The organism is Candidatus Nitrotoga sp. M5, from assembly GCF_927904885.1.
In the GTDB taxonomy this organism is placed as follows: domain Bacteria; phylum Pseudomonadota; class Gammaproteobacteria; order Burkholderiales; family Gallionellaceae; genus Nitrotoga.
In genome coordinates this window covers 43,170-67,852 of the sequence record NZ_CAKMNW010000008.1, presented here as the reverse complement: position 1 = coordinate 67,852, position 24,683 = coordinate 43,170, and the positions used below count along the sequence as shown (strand labels likewise).

General features: G+C 48.6%; 18 protein-coding genes and 1 riboswitch. Of the genes, 13 read left to right on the top strand and 5 right to left on the bottom strand.

Going from position 1 to position 24,683, the window contains the following annotated elements; all coding sequences use genetic code 11:
• The first annotated feature begins 75 nt into the window (after positions 1 to 75).
• A riboswitch (S-adenosyl-L-homocysteine riboswitch) is annotated at positions 76 to 161 on the top strand.
• A gap of 18 nt (positions 162 to 179) precedes the next feature.
• The 11 genes from ahcY to MJ770_RS03380 all read left to right on the top strand — a co-directional run bounded on the left by ahcY (position 180) and on the right by MJ770_RS03380 (position 14,985).
• On the top strand, positions 180 to 1,622 hold the full coding sequence (gene ahcY / locus MJ770_RS03430) for an adenosylhomocysteinase (protein WP_239250207.1): 1,443 nt from the start codon (positions 180 to 182) through the stop codon (positions 1,620 to 1,622).
• A gap of 44 nt (positions 1,623 to 1,666) precedes the next feature.
• Positions 1,667 to 2,050, top strand: a complete 384-nt coding sequence (locus MJ770_RS03425; protein ID WP_239250206.1) for a phage holin family protein — start codon at positions 1,667 to 1,669, stop codon at positions 2,048 to 2,050.
• On the top strand, positions 2,037 to 2,870 hold the full coding sequence (gene metF, locus MJ770_RS03420; RefSeq protein ID WP_239250205.1) for a methylenetetrahydrofolate reductase [NAD(P)H]: 834 nt from the start codon (positions 2,037 to 2,039) through the stop codon (positions 2,868 to 2,870). The genes MJ770_RS03425 and metF overlap by 14 nt, the downstream gene beginning before the upstream one ends.
• Positions 2,871 to 3,132: 262 nt before the next feature.
• Positions 3,133 to 3,693 carry a YqgE/AlgH family protein gene (locus MJ770_RS03415; RefSeq protein ID WP_239250204.1) on the top strand — a complete coding sequence of 187 codons (561 nt, stop codon included), beginning with the start codon at positions 3,133 to 3,135 and terminating at the stop codon, positions 3,691 to 3,693.
• Complete coding sequence (gene ruvX / locus MJ770_RS03410; RefSeq protein ID WP_239250203.1) at positions 3,659 to 4,144, top strand: Holliday junction resolvase RuvX; 486 nt, start codon at positions 3,659 to 3,661, stop codon at positions 4,142 to 4,144. Before MJ770_RS03415 ends, ruvX begins: the two co-directional genes overlap by 35 nt.
• Positions 4,141 to 5,094: an aspartate carbamoyltransferase catalytic subunit gene (locus tag MJ770_RS03405; protein WP_239250202.1), complete on the top strand. Its 954-nt coding sequence runs from the start codon at positions 4,141 to 4,143 to the stop codon at positions 5,092 to 5,094. The genes ruvX and MJ770_RS03405 overlap by 4 nt, the downstream gene beginning before the upstream one ends.
• Positions 5,094 to 6,377 (top strand): dihydroorotase, encoded by a 1,284-nt coding sequence (locus tag MJ770_RS03400; protein WP_239250245.1) that lies wholly within the window; start codon positions 5,094 to 5,096, stop codon positions 6,375 to 6,377. The genes MJ770_RS03405 and MJ770_RS03400 overlap by 1 nt, the downstream gene beginning before the upstream one ends.
• A gap of 874 nt (positions 6,378 to 7,251) precedes the next feature.
• On the top strand, positions 7,252 to 9,267 hold the full coding sequence (locus tag MJ770_RS03395) for a Tar ligand binding domain-containing protein (protein ID WP_256448791.1): 2,016 nt from the start codon (positions 7,252 to 7,254) through the stop codon (positions 9,265 to 9,267).
• A gap of 365 nt (positions 9,268 to 9,632) precedes the next feature.
• Complete coding sequence (locus MJ770_RS03390) at positions 9,633 to 11,966, top strand: EAL domain-containing response regulator (RefSeq protein WP_239250200.1); 2,334 nt, start codon at positions 9,633 to 9,635, stop codon at positions 11,964 to 11,966.
• Positions 11,967 to 12,374: 408 nt separating this feature from the next.
• Positions 12,375 to 14,435 (top strand): M3 family metallopeptidase, encoded by a 2,061-nt coding sequence (locus MJ770_RS03385; RefSeq protein WP_239250199.1) that lies wholly within the window; start codon positions 12,375 to 12,377, stop codon positions 14,433 to 14,435.
• Positions 14,436 to 14,463: 28 nt separating this feature from the next.
• Complete coding sequence (locus MJ770_RS03380) at positions 14,464 to 14,985, top strand: glutaredoxin family protein (RefSeq protein WP_239250198.1); 522 nt, start codon at positions 14,464 to 14,466, stop codon at positions 14,983 to 14,985.
• Positions 14,986 to 15,706: 721 nt separating this feature from the next.
• Here MJ770_RS03380 and MJ770_RS03375 read toward each other — a convergent pair.
• Together MJ770_RS03375 and MJ770_RS03370 are read right to left on the bottom strand one after the other, a co-directional pair.
• The gene (locus MJ770_RS03375) at positions 15,707 to 15,985 is read right to left on the bottom strand and encodes a type II toxin-antitoxin system HicB family antitoxin (RefSeq protein WP_239250197.1); all 279 of its coding nucleotides are present in this window, start codon (positions 15,983 to 15,985) and stop codon (positions 15,707 to 15,709) included.
• A gap of 10 nt (positions 15,986 to 15,995) precedes the next feature.
• On the bottom strand, positions 15,996 to 16,172 hold the full coding sequence (locus MJ770_RS03370) for a type II toxin-antitoxin system HicA family toxin (RefSeq protein ID WP_239250196.1): 177 nt from the start codon (positions 16,170 to 16,172) through the stop codon (positions 15,996 to 15,998).
• A gap of 844 nt (positions 16,173 to 17,016) precedes the next feature.
• Here MJ770_RS03370 and MJ770_RS03365 point away from each other — a divergent pair.
• Both MJ770_RS03365 and MJ770_RS03360 read left to right on the top strand, forming a co-directional pair.
• On the top strand, positions 17,017 to 20,280 hold the full coding sequence (locus tag MJ770_RS03365; protein WP_239250195.1) for an ATP-binding protein: 3,264 nt from the start codon (positions 17,017 to 17,019) through the stop codon (positions 20,278 to 20,280).
• 40 nt (positions 20,281 to 20,320) lie between these two features.
• The gene (locus MJ770_RS03360; RefSeq protein WP_239250194.1) at positions 20,321 to 21,544 is read left to right on the top strand and encodes an EAL domain-containing response regulator; all 1,224 of its coding nucleotides are present in this window, start codon (positions 20,321 to 20,323) and stop codon (positions 21,542 to 21,544) included.
• A gap of 580 nt (positions 21,545 to 22,124) precedes the next feature.
• Here MJ770_RS03360 and xerC read toward each other — a convergent pair.
• The 3 genes from xerC to dapF are packed head-to-tail and all read right to left on the bottom strand — an operon-like array spanning position 22,125 to position 24,510.
• Positions 22,125 to 23,045: a tyrosine recombinase XerC gene (gene xerC, locus MJ770_RS03355; RefSeq protein WP_239250193.1), complete on the bottom strand. Its 921-nt coding sequence runs from the start codon at positions 23,043 to 23,045 to the stop codon at positions 22,125 to 22,127.
• 4 nt (positions 23,046 to 23,049) lie between these two features.
• Positions 23,050 to 23,670, bottom strand: a complete 621-nt coding sequence (locus tag MJ770_RS03350) for a DUF484 family protein (RefSeq protein ID WP_239250192.1) — start codon at positions 23,668 to 23,670, stop codon at positions 23,050 to 23,052.
• A gap of 9 nt (positions 23,671 to 23,679) precedes the next feature.
• Positions 23,680 to 24,510, bottom strand: coding sequence for a diaminopimelate epimerase (gene dapF / locus MJ770_RS03345; protein ID WP_239250191.1), 831 nt, complete (start codon positions 24,508 to 24,510; stop codon positions 23,680 to 23,682).
• Positions 24,511 to 24,683 lie beyond the last annotated feature (173 nt).

The window sequence follows — 24,683 nt, the reverse complement described above, 5'->3', positions numbered from 1 at the left end:
CTCGGGTAGTAAGCAGCCGCCGAGGTTGTGTTAAAATACTCCAAGTTGTTATTTCAAACAATTTTTACTTTCTCCAATTCCGAGGGGCGCTGCGACCTTGCATGAGGCAAGGCCAGGCTCGGAACGTTGGAGTGTATCTGTAGCAACTGCGCTCATTCATTAACTTGAATGGAGAAAATATGAACGCCGTTACCAACTCTGAATTTACCGACTACAAAATTACCGACATCAATCTTGCACTTTGGGGGCGCAAGGAAATCGCCATTGCCGAAATTGAAATGCCAGGGTTAATGGCGATTCGCGAAGAATATGCAAGCGCACAGCCGCTGCGAGGTGCACGCATCGCCGGCTCGCTGCATATGACCATCCAGACTGCTGTGCTGATTGAAACCTTGAAAGCCTTGGGCGCAGAGGTCCGCTGGGCTTCCTGTAATATATATTCCACCCAGGATCATGCGGCGGCAGCTATAGCCGAGGGCGGCACACCGGTATTTGCGATCAAAGGTGAATCACTTGAAGATTATTGGGAATACACCCATCGCATCTTCGATTGGCCTAATGACAATCACGCAAACATGATTCTGGATGATGGCGGTGATGCAACCTTATTGTTGCATCTGGGTGCGCGTGCTGAAACAGATGCTTCGCTTATCAGCAAGCCCACGTCGGAAGAAGAAACGTTTTTGTTTGCAGCTATTAAGAAGCGCCTTGCTTCACAGCCTGGCTGGTATTCCAAACGCCTAGCGGCAGTTAAAGGGGTGACGGAAGAAACTACAACAGGTGTACATCGTCTGTATCAGATGCATGCGCGCAAAGAACTCAAATTCCCTGCTATTAACGTAAACGATTCAGTTACCAAATCCAAGTTCGACAATCTGTACGGTTGCCGGGAATCACTGGTAGATGCTATTAAACGTGCAACCGACGTAATGGTTGCTGGAAAAATTGCTGTTATTGCAGGTTACGGAGATGTGGGTAAAGGTTCGGCACAAGCAATGCGCGCACTGTCTGCCCAAGTTTGGGTAACTGAAATTGATCCGATTTGCGCGCTGCAAGCTGCCATGGAAGGTTATCGTGTCGTTACCATGGACTATGCTGCTGAACATGGCGATATTTTTGTGTCCTGCACCGGTAACTATCATGTGTTTACACTTGAACATATGAAAAAAATGAAAAATCAGGCCATCGTGTGTAATATTGGCCATTTTGACAATGAAATCGATGTTGCCGCGCTTAAGGCTTACACTTGGGAGAACATCAAGCCACAAGTTGATCACATTATTTTCCCCGCAGCAGACGGCCAACCCAGCAAGCGCATTATTCTGCTGGCCGAAGGCCGATTGGTGAATCTGGGTTGCGGCACGGGCCATCCTTCTTACGTGATGAGTTCTTCATTTGCCAATCAGACCATCGCTCAGATCGAGCTGTGGCTCGAGGCAGAAAAAGGCTCTGGGAAATATCCGATCGGTGTGTACACCTTGCCCAAGCATCTGGATGAAAAAGTGGCGGTGCTGCAATTGAAGACACTTAACGCGGAATTGACTGTGCTGACTGACGAACAAGCTGCTTACATTGATGTACCTAAGGAAGGTCCTTACAAGCCGGATCATTATCGCTATTAAAGTGTGAGTTTCACACACTCATAAGCAACATCAAAAGTCACTTTATGCGACTCATCCTGATCTGTTTTTTCAATGCGTTAGCACTGCTGGCGGTTGCTTACCTGTTGCCAGGTATTAATGTGGAGGGTTTTATCTCCGCATTAATTGCTGCATTGTTACTGGGCCTCATTAATACGTTTTTGCGGCCCCTGCTGATTTTGCTTACCTTGCCAGTCACAGTGCTATCGTTTGGCTTGTTCATCCTTGTCATTAACGGTTTGCTATTCTGGTTTGCCGGTTCGGTATTGAAAGGTTTCGAAGTCAACGGCTTTTGGACAGGCGTGACGGGTGCTTTGTTATATAGTGTTTTCTCTTTCTTACTCTCGCTGCCCCTGCGGCAAAATGTTTCGCAGCAGGGGCCAGTGATTATCGATCATGACAAACTCTAAATCATTCAGTTTTGAATTCTTTCCACCACAAACGCAAGAAGGTGCGAGCAAACTCGCCGATACATGTAAGCGCTTGGCCGTACTTAAGCCTGCATTCTTTTCTGTTACCTTTGGTGCAGGCGGTTCCACGCGTGAACGCACTTTGGAAACGGTGAAGCAGATCATGGCCGATGGCTATGATGCCGCGCCTCATTTGTCGTGCATAGGATCTACACGTGAGAATATCCGCGCGATTTTGCACACCTATAAAAACATGGGGGTCAATCGCATCGTGGCGCTTCGTGGTGATTTGCCTTCAGGGATGGCCACTTCAGGTGAATTTCGCTATGCCAATGAGTTGGTATCATTTATCCGCGCCGAGACAGGAGAATACTTCCATATAGAGGTGGCCGCCTATCCGGAATTCCATCCACAAGCGAAATCGCCACGCGACGATCTGTTGAACTTTAAGCGCAAAGTGATGGCCGGAGCAAATTCAGCCATCACCCAATATTTTTATAATGCCGATGGCTACTTCCGTTTTGTTGAGGAATGTCGCAAGATGGGTGTTAGCGTTCCCATAGTGCCCGGCATAATGCCCATTATGAAATTTTCGCAGCTAGCGCGTTTTTCAGATGCATGCGGCGCAGAAATTCCACGCTCGATACGCAAAATATTGGAAAGCTATGGCGATGACAACGAATCCGTGAAGGCATTTGGACTAGATGTTGTCACTGAGATGTGCGAACGTCTCCTCGCTGGAGGTGCACCTGGCCTCCACTTCTATACGCTGAACCAGTCAGCGTTTTCGTTGGAAATATGGAAGCGCCTAGGATTTTGACCGCCTTGTAGTAATGGGCTACTGTCTTCGTGCGATATATGAATCTCTTGAGGGTGCCTCTAAATATCGCATTTAGCGTGCATCCGTTTTGCCAGCTTACCTTGCTTCGTCACAATACAAGGTCATTCGAAAAAATTATTGCTTATCATATGAACTAGTATGTCATGCTAAAATTTTTTGCTTGTGCCTCGTCTTGCTAAGAAACTTGAATTTTTGGAAGCTCTTTACATAAGAGGCCGCTTTATGGATTACAATAAGAGCTATGTCGCAACTTGATTTCAGGCATCATTTTCTCATCGCCATGCCAGCCATGGTAGATTCGCCTTTTGCCAAGGCACTTGTTTACATTTGTGAACATAATGAACAAGGTGCATTGGGCATCATAGTCAACGGCCCGACTAATCTCACACTTGGCGAGTTGTTCGAACAAACTAAAATTCCGATGGGCGCGTTTGAGTTAAGTGACATGCCAGTGTATTTTGGCGGACCAGTTCAAACTGATCGGGGTTTTGTGTTACATAAACCGCTAGGCCAATGGCAATCAACTTTGACCATCAATGACAATCTAGGCTTAACCACCTCCAGGGATATTCTGTTAGCGGTAGGTGCAGGACAAGAGCCCAAAAATTTGCTGCTGACCTTGGGCTATTCCGGTTGGGCGCCGGGACAATTGGAGCATGAGTTAACAGAAAACGCTTGGCTCACTGTGCCAGCCTCTGAGCATATTTTATTCGAGCTGCCTCCCGAGGAGCGTTTGCCTGCCGCAATGGCGTTGCTAGGTGTGGATTATGCATCACTCTCAGAGTATGCCGGACATGCCTGACGAGGGCATTGCTATTTCAGTAATCGGTATTTTGCTGGGATTCGATTTTGGCACTAAACGCATAGGTGTGGCGGTAGGTAATTCGATTTCTGGAACTGCACGGCCATTAACTACCTTGCATGGCGAACATAATGGGCATCGTTTCGCTGCCATCGCTGAGCTCATTCGAGAATGGGAGCCATCTGCACTGGTAGTGGGGTTGCCCTGTCATGATGATGGTACGCCCCACGAACTAACCCGCTTATGTCGCCGCTTCGCTCAGCGCCTCGAAGGGCGCTTTGATTTGCCCACTCTTTTAGTGGATGAACGATATACTTCTACTTCCGCAAGTTCTCAGCTGGCAGAGATGGGAATACGTGGTATCAAGCAAAAGCCGCTGCTCGACCAAGTCGCGGCGCAACAAATTTTGCAAGCTTACTTTGATGAGCCCGCCATAGAACACATTGCATGAACAATCCACAACTCAACAAACATGGTGAGCTGCAGCACTTACTCTCTACTGAGGGGCTGCCAGCACCTATCTTGCGAAGTATTTTAGATACAGCGGCTTCCTTTATGAGTGTGACTGAAGGGCGCGATATAAAAAAAATTCCATTGTTGCATGGCAAGTCAATATTCAATATTTTTTTTGAAAGCAGCACTCGCACCCGTACTACGTTCGAGATTGCTGCCAAGCGTCTTTCGGCCGATGTGGTCAATTTGAACATTGGCTCTTCCTCTGCCAGTAAAGGCGAAACTTTGCTAGATACTGTCGATAATTTATGCGCCATGCACGCTGACATGTTCGTGGTACGCCACTCGCAGAGTGGTGCAGCTCACCTTATCGCCAAGCATGTTGCGCCGGAAATTCATGTGATTAATGCCGGTGACGGGCGCCATGCACACCCGACACAAGCGCTGCTCGACATGTTCACCATCCGTCATTACAAGAAAGAATTTCATAACCTGCGAGTAGCGATCGTTGGGGATATACTGCATTCGCGCGTGGCGCGTTCTCAGATTCATGCCCTGACCACCTTAGGTGTGCCGGAAGTTCGCGTCATTGCCCCCAAGACCTTGTTGCCAAGCGGTGCCGACAAGCTTGGGGTGCAGGTATACCACGATATGACGCAGGGATTACGCGATGTCGATGTGGTGATGATGTTGCGTTTGCAGAATGAGCGAATGCAGGGCGCGGTGTTGCCCAGTGCACAAGAATATTTCAAATACTATGGTCTTACTCGGGAAAAATTGGTGCTTGCCAAAACGGATGCAATAGTGATGCACCCGGGACCGATGAATCGTGGTGTTGAAATCGATTCCAGCGTTGCAGATGGGACACAATCGGTGATCTTGCCACAAGTTACTTTTGGCATTGCGGTTCGCATGGCGGTGATGAGCACTTTGGCGGGAGTTGGATGATGAACATCCAGATTAAGAACGGACATTTGATTGATCCAAAAAATCAAATCGATGGTCTCCGCGATTTATTTATCACGGCAGGCAAAGTGGTTGCTGTTGGCAGTGCCCCAGAAGATTTTGTGGCGCAACAAGTGATTGATGCGACAGGCCTTGTGGTTGCCCCCGGCTTGATTGATCTTGCCGCGCGTCTGCGCGAGCCAGGTTACGAATACAGGGCTACGCTTGAATCCGAGATGGACGCAGCAGTGGCCGGCGGCATCACGACACTGGCATGTCCGCCGGACACTGATCCGCCGTTGGATGAACCGGGGCTGGTAGAGATGCTCAAGCATCGCGCTCGAGAATTGAATAAGGCGCGCGTTCGTCCTGTGGGCGCGCTGACCCGAGGGCTAAAAGGTGTGGAGCTTACCGAGATGGCTGAATTGGCCGATGCCGGTTGCATAGCTTTCAGTCAAGCCGATGCTACTCTTACTGACACTCGTGTATTGATGCGCGCAATGCAATACGCCGCCACCTTTGGTTTCAGTGTTTGGTTGCGTCCACAAGATAGTTTCCTGACACGCGACGGCGTGGCTCACGACGGGGAAGTTGCTACACGGTTGGGCTTGCCCGCCATTCCCGTCTGTGCGGAAACCATTGCGCTGTCCACCATGCTGCAATTGGCGCATGAGACCGGCGTGCGGTTGCATATCTGCCGGATCTCCAGTGCAGGCGGAGTGGCACAGGTGCGTACCGCCAAACAACAAGGATTGGCGCTTACCTGTGATGTGTCTGCCAATCATGTACACCTGTCCGAAATGGATATCGGATTTTTTGATGCCAATTGTCACCTGGTACCACCGTTGCGTAGTCAACGCGACCGTGATGCATTACATTCCGGATTGTTAGACGGATCCATAGACGCCATTTGTTCTGATCACACTCCAGTGGACGACGATGCCAAACAACTGCCTTTTGCTGAGGCCGAAGCAGGTGCTACTGGATTGGAATTGCTGCTTCCACTGACCCTCAAATGGGCGAGGCAGAGCCATCGTGCACTCTCCGATGGGCTCGCCAAGATAACTCTCCAGCCTGCGCTTATATTAGGTTTGGACGCTGGTCATCTGTCTGTCGGAGCCGCTGCCGATGTATGCGTGTTCGATCCAGAAGTGTATTGGAAGGTCGAATCTGCGGCATTGAAAAGCCAAGGGAAAAATACGCCATTCATCGGCATGGAATTGCAGGGTCGCGTGCATTTTACCTTTGTTGGCGGGCAGCTCGTTTATCAATTCAAAGGCTGTTAGTCAATAAAATTGGTGGTGCAGCGGTCAGTAGATTTAGGTTGGCTATTTAATAACGGGCTTTTCTAAAATAGTTAAAGTTCACCCAGAGCAAAGTGTAACAATTTCACAGTGCCAGCAAGTATTCTCTGGCTGAGCTATGGGCTTTAGAAGTGGCTTTTATTTTGTGAACCCCTCTCATAGGGGTGGAATCGTGGGGAGCCTAAAGTCACTAGCTCACACTCCCATTTGCGGCTGGTCGTATTGCGCACTTTTTTTATCTGAATTTCTGGCGCACGCTCTGACCATTTCTTCTTCAAATCCTGTCGTTGTCACGAAATACCCTCGCTCCTTAAAAATTTTCTCCCATAAATCCCGTGTTTTGCCTGCGAATCGTCTTGCATTCGATATCGCAAATTTGCCTTTTTATAACCAATCACGTACGACACCCGATGTTTCTGTGGAGTATTGATGCAGACATGCACATGATCCAGTATCAAGCGCCATTCCACAATATGACATCACTTTTGTTTCGCCAACTCACGAAATTCCTCACCAAGATATTTGAAGATTGCCCGAAAATATTTTTTCGTGCCTTAGGTATAAGCTCTACGTGATACTTGCAATTTTACTTCGTATGACAAAGACTCTGATACGCTCTTATGATTCCACTAACCTTTTGTCATGTCAGTAAATTCTGGCAAGCCGTAGCGCACTGTCATACCTAGTGAGTCCCCCTTGCAAAGCCGGGGATTACTTTACTATTTATGTATTAATCATTCAGAGTCTGGCCTGTTGCTCAAACGGTTGTGCAGCAAGTTAATAGTGATTGGAAAGCAGTGTATTTAGATGGTTAACAGTGGCCTAGCCGCAACACAAACCAGTAACCTTAACTAATATGTTTAAAGATTTGACCATAAAATCGCGCTTAATCGTTACCATTTTTTCCATATCAGTCATGCTGTTAGGAGTTGAATCGGTCTCTTTGTTTGGAATGAGCAAAGCGAGAGACAGCCTGAAAACCGTTTATGAGGACCGCATCGTTGCACTCGATCAGTTAACGGACATTGGATCGTTGATATTACGTAACCGCATCGCAATAAAGACCAGCCTGGAGACGCCGACGCCCGATGAAATTAGCATTAATATTGCAAAGCTTGATAGGAATAACGCGGAGATCGACAAGATATGGGAAGCCTACATGGTCACCTATCTAACACCTGAAGAAAAAATACTGGCGGCTAAATTTGACTATGACCGAAGAAAATTCTTTAACCAAGGCCTTTATCCAGCAATAGAAGCTTTGCAGGCAAACGAAATAACGAAAGCGAGCAGAATTTTTACGGAAAATATCCGGCCTCTCTATCAACGCCTTGAGCAAGGAATCAAGGCACTTGGCAAGCTGCAATTGAGTGTCTCCAAACAGGAATATGAAGTGGTACAGAATCGCTACGATATTATTCGCAACATTCTTATTGCTACAGCAATCATTGGTCTGGGGCTAGCTGTATGGATTGGCTTTACGCTTGTCCGTGCTATTTCCCAGCCACTGGAAAGTGTAGTGAGGATTGCCCGAGGCGTTGCCGCAGGAGATTTGAAACAGCGAATCGAAGTCAGCTCATCAAATGAAATTGGCCAACTGATGAAAGCTATGAAGGAAATTCACGATAACTTGGTGAAGGTTATCGGCCAAGTACGTGACAGCGAAGCGCATATCCGTGCAGTGCTGGACAACGTGGATGAAGGCATCATTGCAATCAATGAAAGCGATGTGATCGAAATATTCAACCCGGCCGCGGAGTATATTTTTGGCTACAAAGGAAACGAGATCATTGGTAAAAATGCGAGTCTGCTGACGCAAGAGCCAAGCCAAGAGCAGAGAAATAGTTCTCTTGAACGACATCATCAGTTGAATAAACCCACAGATCCTGGAGTCAGCCGGGAAGTGATGGGCGTGCGCAAGAATGGCACAAATTTTCCGCTGGAATTCAAAACGCGTGAAATTCATTTCAATATTGGGCAGCTTTATATTGTGGTGATAAGAGATTTGACCGCCAGAAAGCAAGCAGAGGCAGAGCAGAAAAAGTATGAGCAGGTGCAGCAGAGGAACGTTGAATTGGAGGCGACGAACCGAATGAAATCGGAGTTTTTGTCTACTATGTCGCACGAATTAAGAACGCCACTTAACGCCATAATCGGTTTTTCTGAGGTGCTCAAGAATGGTCTGACGGGCGATCTGACAGATGAGCAACGTGGCTATATAGGTGACATTTTTGAGAGCGGCCAACATCAATTGGCTCTGATCAACGATATCCTGGATCTATCAAAAGTGGAAGCCGGCAAGATGAACCTCCATCTGGAGCAGATCGATCTGGCTTTACTATTTTCCAACAGCCTATTTATGGTCAGGGAGAAAGCTGCTGCCCAACACATTCACCTCAACTTGGATATCGCCGATGGGTTGAGAGATATCCAGGCAGATACGCACAAAATCAAGCAAATTGTTTATAACCTGCTCTCTAATGCAGTTAAGTTTACTCCAGGCGGCGGTGATGTCACCCTGCGTGCCCACCGCGTGTCGCGTGCCCAAGTCGGCCAGCTAAACGGTAGATGGGCGGGGCTGAGTCTCCCCTGGAGTGATAACAAAACTTCAGATTTCATTGAAATTAACGTCACCGATAGCGGAATCGGCATCGCTCATGAAAATTTTGAACGACTGTTCACACCTTTCAACCAGATTGATAGCAGTTTGGCGCGCGAATTCGAAGGGACGGGATTAGGTTTGGCGATAGTAAGGGGACTTGCTGAGCTGCATGGAGGCGCGGTGGCGGTAGAAAGTGCTGAGGGTCAAGGCACCTGCATCACGGTCTGGCTACCGCTAAGGACAACGGAGGAAGGAATTGCTGCACTGTGACCAAAAAACCAGCCGATCCAGTCATGCTGTCGCTCCCCTGAATGATGCTCCTTCATTCAGGGGAGCGATTCGCCCTAGTACTAGCAAATAGCGACCGACCGGCAGAGTTGAGGGCACCTCTAAAAATCCAATTTCTTCACAATACTGCGTTACTTTAAAAATTTATCGATTACATATTAAACATATGTCGCGCTTAAACTTTGGCTCGTGCTTTGTCTTGTATAGAAAATTAAATTTTAAAGGCGCCCTTGATCCGTATCCGACTGGAATTGTGGGGCAATGATCAAGGCTCAGTTGGCGAAGTGTGATTGTTTGTTATATTCTTTCACGGAGCTAGACAAAGAAGTCACAAAAGAAAGCCCGTCATGACACCCTATCAAGCAACGATCCTGATTGTGGAAGATGAATCCAAAAACAGGAGATTGCTGGAGATCATGCTTAAGCCGGAAGGTTACCGTATCGTTACGGCTAACAGCGGCGAAGAGGCATTAGCGATGGTGGCTGAGAAGCCCCCTGACTTGATACTGCTCGATGTCATGATGCCTGGCATGAACGGCTATGAGGTGACGGCCAAGCTTAAAGCCAATGCCACTACCCGCAACCTTCCCATTATTATTCTCTCTGCGTTAGATGACCGTGGCTCCATGCTGGCTGGGCTGAGCGCTGGGGCAGAAGACTTTATTGCTAAGCCGATAGATCGGGCCGAGTTGTGGGTGCGTGTTCGTAACCTGCTACGCTTAAAAGAATATAGTGACCTTCTCGCCGAGCAAAATCAGCTTCTCGAACAGGCTGTGCGCGAGCGAAACGAGGAGATCACGGAGCGCAAGCGCGCAGAGGCACTTATCATTCGACTCAACCGCCTCTATGCGATTTTGAGCGGCATCAATGCGGCCATTGTCCGAATTCGGATCCGGCAGGAGTTATTTGACGAAGCTTGCCATATTGCAGTCGAGTACGGTCATTTCAGGATGGCCTGGATAGGCTTGGTGGACTCTGACGGAGGGGGGCTGGCACTCATATCCTGGGCGGGTGTTGACGAAGGATATCTTGACAAAATCACCTCATATATCAAAAAGAATGGGCAAAATTCATTGCCGTTTGTAGTGCGGGCGTTACAAGAAAAAATGCCTATCTTCTGCAACGACTTTGATTCCGACCCCAATGTAGCGCACTGGCGTTTAGATGCATTGCAGCGTGGCTATCGTTCCATGGGAATCTTCCCTCTGGGGGGAAATGAAGGTGACCAGCCAGTTGGCTTGTTTTTTCTCTATGCTTCAGAGCCAAACTTTTTTGATAGGGAAGAAAAAAAACTGCTCACTGAGCTGACTGCAAATATTTCATATGCCCTAGAATATATCGAAAAGGAAGATAAGCTCAATCACTTGGCTTATCACGATGACCTTACCGGGCTTCCCAGTCGCGCCCTGTTCAATGATCGGCTCGTCCAAGCGCTGGCCAACTCGTATCGTCATGGGAATAAGTTAGGCGTGCTGTTCATTGATCTGGACAATTTCAAGAACGTCAACGACAGCTTGGGTCATCATGCCGGCGATATGCTGCTGAAACAGGTTGCCGTCAGGTTTACCGCCTGCATGCGAGAGGGCGATACTGTGGCGCGCTTGGGCGGGGACGAGTTCGTGGTAATTTTGGACAGCATAGCATCAGAAGACGATGCCTGGATGGTATCGCAAAAAATTCTCAAGCTTATGACTAAGCCAATCATCATTGAAGGGCGCGAGCTAATCGTCACCTGCAGTATCGGCATCGCGCTTTACCCCAAAGACGGCGATGACGTCAAGGGCCTGCTTCAGAGTGCCGATAACGCTTTGTACTTGGCCAAAAGCAAAGGACGCGATAACGCCCAGTTTTGCACCGCCGAAATGAATGCCAAGGCACTGGGGCGGATAACGCTGGAAAATTGCATGAGACAGGCCGTTATGCGCCAAGAGTTCCTACTCCATTATCAGCCGAGAGTGGATCTGGTTAGCGGTGAAATTACCGGCATGGAGGCTTTGGTGCGCTGGCAACATCCCGTTCAAGGCTTGCTTTACCCGAACACGTTCATCCCGGTGGCAGAGGAATCTGGCCTGATAGTTCCGCTTGGGGAATGGGTATTGCGCACCGCTTGTGAACAGAATAAGGCGTGGCAGCTTGCCGGGCTCAAGCCAGTCAACATCGCTGTTAACCTTTCGGCGCGCCAGTTCAAGCAGCAGGATCTGGTTGAAATAGTTACCCGTATTTTGAAAGAAACCGAACTGGAACCCGCCTATCTTGAGCTGGAGCTGACCGAAAACATGGTCATGCAGAATGTAGAGGTAGCTATCGATACACTCGCGCAACTCAGGGCGATTGGGGTGCAGCTCGTGATTGACGACTTTGGTATCGGCTATTCAAGCCTGAATTACCTCAAGCATCTCCCAATAAGCTTTTTTAAAATAGACATGTCATTCGTGCGCGAGATTACCACTGATCGGGATGACGCGATAATCACCAAGATTATCATTTCCATGGCGCATGATCTGGGGCTCAGGGTAACCGCGGAGGGCGTCGAGACAGAGGAGCAAAAATCCTTCCTGTGCTTACATCGTTGTGATGAAATGCAGGGCTACCTTTTTAGCAAGCCGATCCCCGCCGAGGAATTTGAGATTCTGCTCAAAGTGGGTCGCTGCATGACGATAGCTAAACCGCAGTTACTTTGAGTTAGCGTAACTGCCTTTTATCATAAGAACCATAGCTGAGTAGCGGGCATATCCTTTGATATGCCCGCTACTCAGGGCGAACGGAGTGGTAACTGTCGGAAATAGGTTCGCGATGGCGAATAAAATATCATGACTTCGCTTATTTGCCTGTCGTGCCATGATGGCTAAAATATTTTTAAGGTGGTTGTTGCTGCTACTGCTACATCTGATATGTTGGCTGAGCATTTAGTTGATGTGGTAATTTCTACTCAGCGCATGTGGAGATGAATGATGTCTGGCAGAGACAGGTAATTCCATCCCGTTATAAAACAATAACGTGATAGTTAATGTTGATCTGTTACGATCCGTAATTGAATCTGTCTGTTCGCAGGCTAAAATAAATCATAAATGAAAGGCCGTTTTTAAGATATGAATCCATTACTTAATTTTTCCGGTTTGCCACGCTTTGAAGAAATTCGCTCTAAGCACGTTGCGCCGGCACTTGATCAACTTTTATCTGAAAATCGTGCGCTATGTGAGCGACTATTGACCGATGTAGCAGCACCCACTTGGGATAATTTCATACAGCCGTTAGCAGATGCTAACGAGCGTTTGTCGCGATCATGGGGGCAGGTCTCTCATTTGAATGCAGTGATGAACTCGATTCCACTGCGCGACGTATACAACGCTAATTTGCCAAAGATTACACAGTATTATGCCGAGCTGGCGCAAAATCTCGCGCTGTTTCAGAAGGTGAAGTCCATACATTCCAGCGCAGAATTTGCAACTTTGAGTGCGGCACGTCAGAAAATTATTGAGAATCAATTACGTGATTTTCGCCTCGGTGGGGCTGAGTTGCCGGAAGCGGAAAAGGCGCGCTTTCTCGCCATTCAAGAGGAGCTTTCCACGTTGAGCTCGCGTTTTTCCGATAACATTTTGGATGCCACTAATGCTTACACGTGGCTGATTGAAGACGAAGCAGAGTTGTCTGGTATTCCGGCAGACGAGCGCCAAGTTGCTGCTGAAGCGGCGCAAGAGGAGGGCAAAACTGGTTGGTTGTTTACCCTGAAAGCCCCTTCTTATGGCCCGCTTATGCAATATGCAGATAACCGTGCGCTGCGCGAGCGTATGTACACTGCAAGCAGCACCCGTGCTAGCGAGCTTGCGTCGAACGCTTCAGCTGAAGATCAAACCAAACCGGAATGGGATAACACACCGCTGATGAAGCAGATTCTAAAATTGCGCAGCGAAGAGGCGCATTTACTGGGATTTTCTAATTTTGCAGAGCTTTCTCTGGCAACTAAGATGGCGAGCACGCCGCAACAAGTGCAAGATTTTTTGGCTGAATTGGCGCAACGAGCACGACCTTTCGCCGAACAAGACCTGATAGAGCTGCGTGAATTTGCCCGTACGCAACTCAACATAACAGATTTGCAGGCATGGGATGTCAGCTACGCCAGTGAACATTTACGCCAACAGCGTTATGCCTTTTCCGAACAGGAAGTGAAACAATATTTTCCAGAAGATAGAGTCCTGGATGGCATGTTCAAGCTGGTAGAGACGCTATACGGCCTAACCGTCCGCTCTGCACCAGCGCCGCTGTGGCATTTAACAGTGAGCTTTTACGATATTTTGGACAGTGATGGCAGATTAGTGGGCCAGTTTTATCTCGATTTGTATGCGCGCAGCAGTAAACGCGGCGGTGCGTGGATGGATGATGCCATCACGCGCCGCCGTATCGCAGCTGGCATTCAAACGCCAGTCGCCTACCTCAATTGCAATTTTGCCGCACCGATAGGAGACAGACGCGCAGTTTTTACGCACGATGAAGTCATTACCCTGTTCCATGAATTCGGCCATGGCCTGCACCATTTGCTAACGCAAGTAGAAGATCTCGATGTGTCCGGCATCAATGGCGTGGAATGGGACGCAGTGGAATTGCCCAGTCAGTTTATGGAAAACTTCTGCTGGGAGTGGAACGTACTGCAAGACTTGACGAGGCATACAGAGACAGGGCAAAAATTACCGCGCGCATTATTCGAAAAAATGCAGGCGGCAAAAAATTTTCAGAATGGTTTGCAAACCCTGCGCCAGATAGAGTTTTCTTTGTTCGACATGCGACTGCACAGCGACTTTGATCCACATGGTACGCTCACTGTCCAGCAATTGCTGGACGAAGTGCGGAGCAAGGTGGCGGTATTAATTCCGCCTGCATTTAACCGGTTCCCTAACAGCTTTTCGCACATTTTTGCCGGTGGCTATGCTGCAGGATACTACAGCTATAAATGGGCGGAAGTTTTATCCGCTGACGCATATAGCTTGTTTGAAGAAAATGATGTACTAAACTTGGCGGTGGGTCTTCGCTTCCGTGAAGAGATATTAGCGGTGGGCGGTAGCCGAGATGCGATGCAATCCTTTGTAGCATTTCGAGGTCGTGAGCCGTCAATTGATGCACTATTGCGGCACAGCGGTTTGGTCGCGGCAAATTAAGTTTGTATTCGGTTTTTGAGAAGGCAATATGAGAAAACGTTTCTTATGGGTAGGATTGATAGCGCTAGCGTTGGGCAGTGCACAGGCAGATGGATTGTACCGTTGGGTGGATCAATCCGGCAAAGTACATTACGGCGATTCCCCAGCGGTGGATGCGGAAGAAATTGAAAAAAAGAAATTTGGCGCTGCCCCAACTGTTGATGTGAATGACGTTCCTTATGCAACACGTCGTGCTAAACAAAATTTCCCAGTCACGCTGTATACAGCCGAGCAATGTAACGATCCATGCAAACAAGCACGCGAATTCCTTAATAAGCGCGGCATTCCATTTACCGAAAATATTCTGCGTACAAAAGAAGATCTCGATACTTTCAAGCAGTTATCGGGTAGTGATAGTGTGCCGACACTCGCATTGGGAAAAACCTGGTTCAAGGGTTTTCAGGCGGAACAGTGGGGCGGTGGACTGGATACTGCAGGCTATCCCCAAACCTCATCTCATCAGGCGCAATCACTTGCTCAACCTATAACAGCCAAACCAGCTAGGAACTGAAATTCAACATTAGCAAAGTCAGAAATATGATGAAAGGCGGATAAATGCCTTGTCGATCTGGATGAATTGGCATTAGAGATCATCGAAAACATTGAGGCGAGTCTGAACTGCTTCAGGGAGGTTGCGACGGCGTTGAAGTGAGCAAATCGTACTAAGGTGTTGCAATGCACGTGACAATATCCCACATACAATTATTGCTTTTGCCATCCTATATTTTTGAGCTCAAACCAATCGAAGGTGTGTGGGATGAGATGGATTGTGTGAGAAGCATTTCCATAACCGCGGCTTCTATAGTCTTGATGTGCTAGAGGAGCAGCTGGAAGCGACCTTGCGTATTTTCGAGAACAACGCGCCAATGGGTCGAGTCCATTGTGGTGCGTCAATGGAATGTTAACGCTTTATTGGGTTAATAGTGGAATCATGACCGGACCAGAAAAAAGTTCATTTTTTTGAATAGGAAAAAACTTGAGTGGATACGCACATCCCACAAACTGTACGCTATGCTGGATAAGCCGATATTACTGAGTTTCCCCAGAAGGAGGTGTATATCTCAAGGAACTCGTATTGCGAGTGGCAGTTTATATTGAGGTTATTTCAGAGGAATGAATAGAGGCTATCAATAATGCCAACGGAGAAGTAATATTTTGCGGATAAAAATGAATCTGATTGGTTAAATCTAAGAGCATTTTGCATAAAGCTAATGTCTAATACGTTTACAACGCTACCCGAGGTTTTTATTCGTAGATAGCCATTTCGAAATCAGCTTGGCAATGACTATTGCATCGGGCGTCACTGTGGGACGTCCCGCCGCAATGGAGGGCAAGGGCAGCTGACGACGATCCCCAATATAGAAATCAAGCGCGGTTTCCAGCGCCTCACTGGCATAATCCAATGCTTCGTCCTCATCATTACCTTGGGTAATGGCTTCCGGTACATCGGGAAAAGTCACAACAAATCCGCCTTCCTTGGCAGATTTCAATTCCACTGGATATTCAAACATTACAAGCCCCTTAATTCAACCCTAGCTGTTTTTTAATGTATTCGATAGTGTCGATTTTCAATTCTGCGTCGTGCATCGGCAGAACTGATTGGCGACCATTAAGAAGCACCTTGATGTGGCTTCCTTGGCCTGGCTGAAATGTAGCGCCTTGCTTATCAAGCCATTGTTTAAATTCATTGCTATCCATCTCTACAATTTAACAGAAATACTCCTGATGGTCAAATTCTAACCCCCCCACCCAGGAAAATTAACATCTTCTTTTCTAAACTCTCACTCGGTATGCGGCCAAGATTTGGCCGCCTATTCAACCTCGCCGAACAGGCGCGCTACGACCGCAGCAGACCCCAAGCTCCAAGCATTGTTTGGCGCACTAACGATGCAGGAAATTATGTATACCAAGTTGAGGCTACACAGGTTGGTCGTCGTGATCAGGAGTCATAGCGTGCCCAGAGCGTTAGGCTATCTCTAAAATTCAATTTTGCGAGCAGCCGCTTTGCGGCTTACCTGCTTAACACGCTTCGTCACAATACTGCGTTACTCAGAAAAATTTATAGCTTACATATCAAAATATTTGCTGCGCTCAAATTTTTTACTCGCGTTTTATCTTGGCTTGCCTAGAAAATTGAATTTTAGAGGCGCCCTTTAGTTGTTTGCGTGGATGGGTGTATGATTTTCCGGTAGCGATTGAAACTATCTTTCTTAAGATCGCTATACAGTTAATACCGTGCATGATTACGCTACAGCCCGCATTATGCGAGTTGAAACTGTGCAAAGAAGTGGCGATTGATCCACACCGCCAGCGCGATTGAATCGGTGAAGGTGAATTTAGGTAAATGTCCAAGAGTCGTGGCTTGTTTCCGTCTGATGAAGCATTATTGGAATGCTGTTGTCGGATGTCACAAAACATCAGCAGAGCATAGGCTATGCACATCAACGACTGGACTGCTGTGCTTGATCAATTAGCGATCCGTTCGAAAAATAAATACCGCAGTATTAACGAAATCCATTGATCTGAAATTTAGGATTCTCTCATGCGAACAGCTAACCAATCAGTAAATTCATCCGGCTTAAGTCAACAATTGAAACGGCTGTGGGAAGCGTGCCTGCTCTTGCTGTATAAGCACACCATTCTGGTGCTAAGCGTTATCTTTTGTAGCGGTACGCTACTCGCTTTGTGGTATTTATCTCATGCCACTAGCACCCTGGTGCAATCCGCCGCACTACAAGGTGTGACTTTGCAAGCAGAGACTCTGATTGAACTACGTAACGTATACACCTCTGAAGTTGTGGATCGCGTAAGCGCTCACGACATAGAAGTGACACACGACTACCTGCACAAGCCAGGAACTATCCCGTTGCCTGTCACCTTTACCATGGAACTTGGCAGAAGGATTAACTTACATGGTTCTGGCATGGTGGTGCGTTTATACAGCGACTACCCCTTTCCCTGGCGTAAGGGTGGTGGTGCGCATGATGAGTTTGAGGAACAAGCATTGCAAGCGTTACGGGCGAATCCACAACAGCCTTATTACCGCTTTGAAGATTTTCAGGGGCGTGCATCGCTACGCTACGCTACGGCGGATGTTATGCATGCGGAATGCGTAGACTGCCACAATTCACGTCCAGACAGCCCTAAGAGTGACTGGAAAGTAGGTGATGTGCGCGGCGTTCTAGAGCTTGTTCGACCCTTAGACAGTGTGGTGGCACAAAATCGAGCCGATCTGCGCGACACCTTTGTTCTATTTGGCACCTTGTTGACGCTGGGATTGGGGGCGCTCGCACTGGTCATCACGCGCTTACGACGTGTATCAGTGGAACTAGAGGATCAAGTAGCACAGCGTACCGTCGATTTGGAGCAAGCCAATGTGGCCATGGCGATCAAAGAAGAAGAGATCCGCTCCGTGGTCGAGCATATGGTGGATTGTGTCATCACCATCGACGAAAAGGGAATTATCCGCTCCGCCAATTCGGTAATGGAAAATCTCTTCGGTTACACTCGCGATGAAGTAATTGGACAAAACGTTTCTATTCTTATGCCAGAACCTCACAGTAGCGGCCATGACGGCTATATGGAGAGATATTACCGAACTGGACAGGCTCGCATCATCGGCATTGGACGTGAAATCGAAGGGCTGCACAAGAATGGCGAACGCATTGCTGTATACCTTGCAGTAAGCGAATACTTCGTCGGAGGAAAACGCTATTTCACTGGCATTCTGCGCGATATCCGTGAACGCGTGCGCGTTATGAAAGATTTGGAGCAAGCCCGACTTGAGGCCGAGCAAGCAAGCCTGGCCAAATCGGCTTTCCTCGCTACCATGAGCCACGAGATCCGGACTCCCATGAACGGTGTGATCGGCATGGCCGACGTGCTGCAACAAACCAGCCTTAATGGTTACCAGAAGGACATGCTCGATCTTATCCGAGAATCGGCTTTTGTCCTGCTGAATATCATTGAAGATATTCTTGATTTCTCCAAGATAGAGGCTGGCAAGCTTGAAATTGAACGCGCGCCCGTGCATGTGGCGGACGTGATAGAGAAAGCATGTGGAATGCTGGAACACCTAGCTACGAAGAAAGAAGTGGAGCTCACTCTGTTCATCGATCCGGCGCTTCCAGAAGAAGTTCTGGGCGATGCCCTACGCCTGCGTCAAGTGCTAGTCAACCTCACCAACAACGCCATTAAGTTTTCCAGCGGGCAACAGCGACCAGGCCAGGTGTCGGTGCGAGCCATATTGGCCAAGCACGATCCAGATCAGAAGGTGACGATTGAGTTGCAGATAACCGACAATGGTATCGGCATGAATGAGGAAACTCAGTCCCGAATCTTTACCTCTTTTACCCAAGGCGATGCCTCCACCACCCGGCGCTTTGGCGGTACTGGGCTGGGGCTGGTCATATCCCGCCATCTGGTGGAACTGATGGGTGGAGAGATTGTGGTGCTCAGTGAGCAAGGCAAGGGCTCCACCTTCACCGTGCGACTGCCATTTACACTACCACCTAACAGACCCGTCGGTGGCAGCAAGACTATTGATCTGACCGGACTTTCCTGCTTGGTACTAGGCGCTGACAACGGCTTGAGAGATGATCTGACCGTCTATCTGAAAGATAGTGGCGCGGTTGTAGAGCGAGTGCCAGACTTGACCGCAGCCCGGAAGCGAATCAGCACGCTTCCGTCCGGTCTGTGGTTGTTAATCATTGATGCCGGGCATAATGCACCTCCGATCGAAGAGTTGCGCGCTGCCTGTCGTGCTCGATCTGACCTGGATCCACATTTCGTCGTAGTCGAGCACGGTCACCATCAGCCCGGTATTGAGCCACGCTTTGTCATCATCAGGCGCGGACATCGTCGGCGGGAACGTGTAGAAACGGAGGATATGGTCACCTTGGACGGCGAGGTCATGCATCCTCAATCCTTTCTTCGGGCAGTGGCTATCGCTGCAGGGCGGGCGCATGAAAAAGAGTTTCAACTATCAGGTAAGATTGAGGAAGCCATTACTTACCCATCGCGCGCGATGGCTTTGCAGCAAGGCAGATTGGTGCTGGTGGCCGAAGACAACGAAATTAACCAGAAAGTGATCCAGCAACAGCTTGCACTGCTCGGTTATGCTGCAGATGTCGTCGGCGACGGCCGCGAAGCGCTGAAACATTGGGAGAGTGGTGACTACGCGTTACTGTTCACCGATCTGCACATGCCGGAAATGGACGGCTATCAACTGACTGCGGCCATCCGTAACGACGAAATCAAGAAGGCTGGCAGGCGACGCATTCCAATCGTTGCCCTGACCGCCAACGCCCTCAAGGGCGAGGCCGAGCATTGCCGAATCGTCGGCATGGACGACTATCTGAGTAAACCGGTGCAACTTGTGGATTTGAAAGCCACGTTGGCGAGATGGCTGTCGGCCGTCGACGACAATCAGAACGCAACCGCCATGCCCGCTACACTTGCCACTCCCGACACAAGGGGTGGGCCGGTGGACGTAAGTGTTCTCGAAGGATTCGTAGGGAAAGACTCAGCAGTGATCAGCGAACTTCTGCTGGATTTTCGTTCCAGTTTGGCCACAATTGCAACGGAATTGCGCACCGCTTGTCTGTTGGGTCAGGTCGCGGCAGTTAGTGCGGCAGCGCACAAGCTTAAATCATCGGCGCGCTCAGTCGGTGCGATGGCATTGGGTGAGCTGTGCGCTGAAATGGAACAGGCAGGAAAGGCGGGCGACACCAAAGCGCTGGCGGTGTTATTGCTTCGCTTTGAGGCGGAAATGGCCATCGTGGATGACTATCTTGGTTCGTTGTAAACGACAATGCTATGTCGTGAAAAAATAGGGAGAAAAGGTGATGGTTGAAAGATCCATGGTGAAAATTCTGGTGCTCGACGACGAGCCATTTATGCTCAAGTTGTTGGCCCGCATGCTGACAAACCAAGGTTTCACTTCGGTCACGTTCTGCAAGAGCGGACGAGCCGCTCTGGAACGGTTAGATGCCGTGGATACACGGCCTAACCTGATTCTGTTGGACCTTAATATGCCAGAAATGGACGGAATTGAATTTGTTCGCCACCTGGTAGAGCGGAATTATGCCGACAGTCTCATCCTGATTAGCGGTGAGGATGAACGGATGCTGCAGACGGTCGAAAAACTGGTGCAGGCACATAAAATTATGGTACTTGGACACATACAAAAGCCGGTTAAACCGGAGGTGCTGTCCGCACTGCTGGAAAAGTGGGTCCCTTCTTCAACGGATAGCCCTAAGGCGATGAAAGTTTATAGTGCAGACGAAGTGCGCGCTGCCATCAACAACGGCGAGCTTGTCAATTACTACCAACCCAAGGTGGCGGTTGCCACCGGCAAGGTGGCGGGTGTGGAAACCCTGGTACGCTGGCGCCATCCTGTTTACGGGATCGTCCCGCCCGACCAGTTCATCGGTATAGCTGAAGCGTACAGCCTGATTGACGACTTGACCCGAGTGGTGTTGACCAGCGCACTAGCCCAAGCCAAAGCCTGGCAGGACGCAGGGCTAGAGTTGCGGGTAGCTGTTAACGTGTCTATGGACAGTTTGGCATCCCTTGATTTTCTGGATTTTGTTACCGGACTCACCTCCAAGATAGGCATACCGCCTCAGAAAATAGTACTGGAGGTGACGGAAAGTCAGCTAATGGGAGACACGCGGATCCCACTCGAAATTCTGACTCGTCTCCGTCTGAATCGCTTTCACTTATCAATTGACGACTTCGGTACCGGACACTCTTCTATGGCCCAGCTACGCGATATTCCCTTTGATGAACTCAAGATTGACCATAGCTTTGTGCACCGGGCCTGGACTGATGATACTTTGCGGGCGATTTATGATGCCAGCTTGGCTTTGGCAAGACAATTGGATATGGAGGTCGTGGCTGAAGGGGTTGAAGACCGAGACGACTGGAATCTTTTGCTTAGTACGGGATGTGATCTCGCTCAGGGGGCTTTCATCTCCCGGTCTATGCTGGCCAAGGATTTGCCCGGTTGGATGGAAATCTGGCAAGAGCGGGTGCGCAACGGATTTGCCAATGACATTAATATATAAAAAAACGCATTAAAATTGCTTAGAAAATAGTGCTCCCCTAAGGTTTGCAATAACCGGGGGTCAAAAGTGCGAAGCGGCACTTTGGGCCGTCTGTGTTGGTGGCCTTGTTGGACGAAGCTGCTATACGGAGAATGCGATTTTGACGTATCAAAGTCAAACAATTGCACCTCTTCTTGCGAAAAATCATTCCATAATGTACTGCGAAGTTATCTTAAGGACACCTTTGCAATCGCATTTTGGCGAACAGCTGCCTTGCAGTTTGCTTGATTATCCACCTCGCTACAATAGGGAGTTACTCGAGAAAGGTATTGCTTCCTGCCGGAAAAAAAGTTCAAGCGTTGCGTAATTGATCTTGAAAATACTCGTGGTGACATGATCATGGCTTTGGAAAACAGGTAGAAAGGCAAAACGACACGCACGGTAGAGCGGCTGATTTGAGCGGTGAATATGATGATCAATGTAAGCAAGTGGAGCACTGAAGGAGCATTCAATGTCACTAAGGTTCGACTCGCGTATTACTAAACGGGATTGAGCTTGACGGTGTTACGACGACAGCAAAATATTGTTACCAATGATTTGATTAATAGCGCTTTTTTTTTGCCCGCGGATGCGCTGAATCGTAAATTTTACTGAGGTATTGATAATCAAGATGAGTGTATACCTGAGTAGTTGAAATGCTGGCATGACCGAGCATTTCTTGCACTGCTCGCAAATCCCCGCTGGATTGAAGCACATGTGAGGCGAACGAATGGCGCAATAAGTGTGGATGAACGCCGCTGGTCATGCCCTGTGTGATACCCCAGCCTGACATGCGCAATTGCACCGCGCGTGATCCAATGCGGCTACCGTTGCGGCTAACGAACAGCGCTGTTTCATCTTGTTTGGCCAATTGTCCGCGCAGTGTCAGCCAAGCTTGTAGTGCGGAAATCGCATGGCTGCCCAGTGGTACGATGCGTGTCTTGGCACCTTTACCGATAACGCGTACCACTGCATCAATAAAATCAAGCTCTGAAGGATCGAGACTGACCAGCTCCGCCAAGCGCAGACCAGAAGAGTAAAATAACTCAAACATCGCTTTGTCGCGTACCGCCAAAATGTCACCTGCTGTGGGTAATTCCATCATGCGCACAGCTTCATCTGGGGAAAGTGCGTGCGGCAGATTGCGAGCCGATTTGGGTGCACGCAGCCCGATGCACGGATTGCAATTAAATTGGTGGTCACGTATTAGATAAAAATAAAAGCTACGCCATGCCGACAGCATACGTGCCAAACTTTTGCCGCCCAAACTGCTACCGTGCAATTGCGCTACGAAACGGCGAATTTGATGGCTTTTAAGCTCATTTAGTGGCGTAGTACCAGCAAGTTTAAACAGGCGGCAAATATCGCGGGAGTAATTGTCCTCAGTAAGGGGAGAGTAACGGCGCTCGTTACGCAGATGATTGAGAAATCCATGCAGTGCAACTTGGTTGAGAGTGGTAGCATGCGCGGTACTGTTTGACATCGCTTTACAATGAGGGGCGTAGCGCGCTACTCACAATTTCCGCAATACGCTGCAGGAACATCGTGCCCATTCCAGGATAGAAACGCTGCGAATCCTCACTCGCCAATATTAACAACCCAATGGATTTTTCGTCCGCTCGCAGCGGTAAATAGGCAAACGAGTGCAAATGAGCCGCGCTTTCGCCAAACCAAGGCAAAGTGTCATGAAGAGCGTGTTGTATACAGACAGGTAGCAATTGCTGGTCAGCAAAAGCCAGTACTTCTGCGCTAGGCGGCAATCCTTTCCAGATGTGCAACACGGCATGCGGTACGGAAAAGATTTCACGCAAATTCTGCGTAATGATATTCTGCAAACTCATAAGGTCCTGCGCGCCAAATAACGCGAGGGTGAATTGATGCACTTTTTGTTGTAATGCGTCGTTGTCCTTAGCAAGTGTTACCATCTCTTGCAGTTTTTTTTCCAAGCTTTTGTTCTGTTCACGCAAAGTCAGTAACTGCCGCTCATTCAATGAAATGGTGCGTCCGCTGTAAGGATGAGGGATAGTAACTTCCGCTAACATGTCAGCATTATCCTCAAAGAACTGTGGATTGTTTAGTAAATATAGTGCGATGTCTGCAGATTTCATGCCGTCCTCTTATAAATTTATTTCGCCTTCAAATACTGCAATCGCTGGTCCGGTCATCAATACCGGTGTGCCGATTCCGGCCCAAGTGATATTCAGTACCCCTCCACGTGTGGCAACATTTACGCGCGTGTCTAACAGGCCGCGACGGATGCCGGTTACCACTGCGGCACACGCGCCAGTGCCGCAAGACAGGGTTTCACCAGCACCTCGTTCATAAACACGTAATTTAATGTGATTACGATCGACTATCTGCATGAATCCAGCATTTACTCGTTGCGAAAAACTCGGGTGATGTTCAATTAGTGCTCCCTGTGCGGCGACGGGTGCATATTCCACATCAGTCACCACCTGTACCGCATGTGGATTGCCCATCGATAGTGCCGTAATCAGTACCGCTTCGCCCGCTACTTCTAGTGTTTGGATGACAGCGTCGTTTCTTCCAAGGAACGGAATACGTGCAGCCTCGAAAATCGGAATGCCCATGTTTACTGTAACTTGACCATTCTCCTCAAGGCGCGGCGTAATCAGGCCACTTTTTGTTTCTACCACGATTTCACGTTTGTGGGTCAGTTTTTGATCGTGTACATAACGCATGAAGCAGCGCGCGCCATTACCGCATTGCTCCACCTCACCGCCATCAGCATTGAAGATGCGATACCGAAAATCCGCGTCAGGATGCTGTGCAATTTCCACTAGCAGGATTTGATCACAGCCTACGCCAAAGTGCCGGTCGGCTAACAGACGCAGCTGCTCCAGTGTAAGCTGGATGTGCTGTCGCATGCCATTGACGACTACAAAATCATTGCCAGCACCGTGCATCTTGGTGAACTTTAATATCATTTCTTGCTCTCTGTTAATTTTAAATGCTTAAAGCAATCCATTGTGTGGTTGTTTTCCATGTCAGTTACCCGCATATATAAATAGCAGATGGTAGAGTCGTCAAACTTAAAGTCGTGCCACCCTAGAAGTGTTGCTTGAGCTTGGCTTCTACGAAGCGTCAGATGAAGACATAA